General features: G+C 55.4%; 1 tRNA gene and 2 rRNA genes (1 of these 3 running past the window's edge). All 3 read right to left on the bottom strand.

The window, feature by feature from the left end:
* Positions 1-42: 42 nt before the first annotated feature.
* Positions 43-119: transfer RNA gene (locus C8N32_RS14530), tRNA-Met, on the bottom strand.
* 40 nt (positions 120-159) lie between these two features.
* A 5S ribosomal RNA gene (gene rrf, locus C8N32_RS14525) occupies positions 160-274 on the bottom strand.
* A gap of 56 nt (positions 275-330) precedes the next feature.
* Positions 331-3129: ribosomal RNA gene (locus C8N32_RS14520) — 23S ribosomal RNA — on the bottom strand (it continues 27 nt past the right edge of the window).

Genomic DNA, 3129 nt, shown 5'->3' with positions numbered 1-3129 from the left:
CCCGGAGGGCGGCGCTTAAGCGTTTGATAACGCGAAGGAATTTGGTTGCGGGGGCAGGATTTGAACCTGCGACCTTCAGGTTATGAGCCTGACGAGCTACCGGGCTGCTCCACCCCGCGGCATTTATCGAGAAGAGAGTTTTTTTGCGTTTTTTTCTAGGTTTGGCGGTGACCTACTCTCCCACGTCTTGAGACGCAGTACCATTGGCGCTGCGGCACTTAACTTCCGGGTTCGGGATGGGACCGGGTGTTTTGCTCACGCTATGACCACCAAACCGAGGAAAAAACGCTGTCCAAGCCGACTTCTGATTGAGCCTTGCTGTTTCTGGATCAAATCAAGCCTGTCGGGCAATTAGTACCGGTCAACTGAGCATGTTGCCATGCTTACATCTCCGGCCTATCGACGTGGTGGTCTACCACGGCCCTCGGGGATACCTTGTTTTGAGGGGGGCTTCCCGCTTAGATGCCTTCAGCGGTTATCCTTTCCGATCATAGCTACCCTGCACTGCGGCTGGCGCCACAACAGGTCCACCAGTGGATCGTTCACCCCGGTCCTCTCGTACTAGGGGCAACTCCTCTCAAGTATCCTACACCCACGGCAGATAGGGACCGAACTGTCTCACGACGTTCTAAACCCAGCTCACGTACCTCTTTAAATGGCGAACAGCCATACCCTTGGGACCTGCTCCAGCCCCAGGATGAGATGAGCCGACATCGAGGTGCCAAACACTGCCGTCGATATGGACTCTTGGGCAGTATCAGCCTGTTATCCCCGGCGTACCTTTTATCCGTTGAGCGATGGCCCTTCCACTCGGGACCACCGGATCACTATGGCCGACTTTCGTCTCTGCTCGACTTGTCAGTCTCGCAGTCAGGCTGGCTTCTGCCATTGCACTCAACGAGCGATTTCCGACCGCTCTGAGCCAACCTTCGCGCGCCTCCGTTACGTTTTGGGAGGCGACCGCCCCAGTCAAACTACCCGCCACACAGGGTCCCGGATCCGGATAACGGACCGCGGTTAGACATCAAGCAGGCGAAGGGTGGTATCTCAAGGATGGCTCCACAAGGACTGGCGTCCCTGCTTCGAAGCCTACCACCTATCCTGCACATCACATGCCTGATGCCAGTGTGAAGCTGTAGTAAAGGTGCACGGGGTCTTTCCGTCTAACCGCGGGAAGCCTGCATCTTGACAGGCAATTCAATTTCGCTGAGTCGATGTTGGAGACAGCGGGGAAGTCGTTACGCCATTCGTGCAGGTCGGAACTTACCCGACAAGGAATTTCGCTACCTTAGGACCGTTATAGTTACGGCCGCCGTTTACCGGGGCTTCAATTCGGTGCTTGCACACCTCCTTTTAACCTTCCGGCACCGGGCAGGCGTCAGACCCTATACGTCGTCTTGCGACTTCGCAGAGCCCTGTGTTTTTAGTAAACAGTCGCCACCCCCTGGTTTGTGCCCCCGGACACTGGTTGCCCAGCACCCGGGCCTCCTTCTCGCGAACTTACGGAGGTATTTTGCCGAGTTCCTTCAACATCGTTCTCTCAAGCGCCTTGGTATGCTCTACCAGTCCACCTGTGTCGGTTTAGGGTACGGTCTGGTGGAGGGCTATTTCCAGGAACTGCATGGCTGCCGGACCAATCCGATAAGGCCCGACAACATCCGCAATCCGTCACATCCTCCTGGCCCAGGAATATTAACCTGGTTCCCATCGGCTACGCCTTTCGGCCTCGCCTTAGGGGCCGGCTTACCCTGCTCAGATTAGCTTTAAGCAGGAACCCTTGGACTTTCGGCGACAGGGTCTCTCACCCTGTTTGTCGCTACTCATGTCATCATTCTCGCTAGTGATCACTCCACCGGATGGCTCACGCCCCGGCTTCACAGTCAAACCCGGGCCTCCGTTGCACCCGAAGGCGCAAAAAAGGCATGGGTTTTGTCACACTACGCTCCGCTACCACTGCATACGCAGTCCTAAGCTTCGGCTCGTGGCTTGAGCCCCGTTACATCTTCGCCGCAGGACAACTTGATTAGACCAGTGAGCTGTTACGCTATCTTTAAAGGATGGCTGCTTCTAAGCCAACCTCCTGGTTGTTTTGGTCGTCCCACCTGCTTTCCCACTTAGCCACGAATTGGGGGCCTTAGCTGTAGGTCAGGGTTGTTTCCCTCTCCACGACGGACGTTAGCACCCGCCGTGTGTCTGCCATCCACTACTCCCGGGTATTCGGAGTTTGGTTAGGATCAGTAAGCCTGTGGGGCCCCATTACCCATCCAGTGCTCTACCCCCCGGGGTATTCGGATGACGCTCTACCTAAATAGATTTCGCGGAGAACCAGCTATCTCCGAGTTTGATTGGCCTTTCACCCCTAGGCACAACTCATCCCGACCTTTTTCAACAGGTGTGGGTTCGGACCTCCAGTAAGTGTTACCTTACCTTCATCCTGGTCATGCCTAGATCACTCGGTTTCGGGTCTGATCCCACGAACTCGACGCCCATTTAAGACTCGCTTTCGCTGCGCCTACACCTATCGGCTTAAGCTTGCTCGTGAGACCAAGTCGATGACCCATTATACAAAAGGTACGCCGTCAGCTCGCAAGGAGCCTCCGACTGATTGTAGGCGTTCGGTTTCAGGTACTGTTTCACTCCCCTCGTCGGGGTGCTTTTCACCTTTCCCTCACGGTACTGGTTCGCTATCGGTCAGTAAGGAGTACTTAGCCTTCGAGGGTGGTCCCCCGATCTTCAGACAGGATTTCACGTGTCCCGCCCTACTTAATACGTACCTCAAAGCTTCCCATACGGGGCTGTCACCCACTATGGCCCGGCTTTCCAACCGGTTCTGGTCACTTCTCGGTCTCGGCTGATCCGCGTTCGCTCGCCACTACTAGCGGAGTATCTGTTGATTTCCTTTCCTCCGGGTACTTAGATGTTTCAGTTCCCCGGGTTCGCTCTTTGAAGCCTATATATTCAGCCACAAAGTACCTGTCTCAGAAGATTATAGGCAGCCCGAAGGCTGTTATAATCAACTGTCAGGTGGGTTGCCCCATTCGGAGATCCCGGGATCAAGGCCTATTCTCGGCTCCCCCAAGCTTATCGCAGAGTATCACGTCCTTCATCGCCTCTTACTGCCAAGGCATC

This window comes from Rhodovulum imhoffii, from assembly GCF_003046545.1.
Classification (GTDB): Bacteria; Pseudomonadota; Alphaproteobacteria; order Rhodobacterales; family Rhodobacteraceae; genus Rhodovulum; species Rhodovulum imhoffii.
This window is presented reverse-complemented; position numbering and strand designations above follow the sequence as displayed.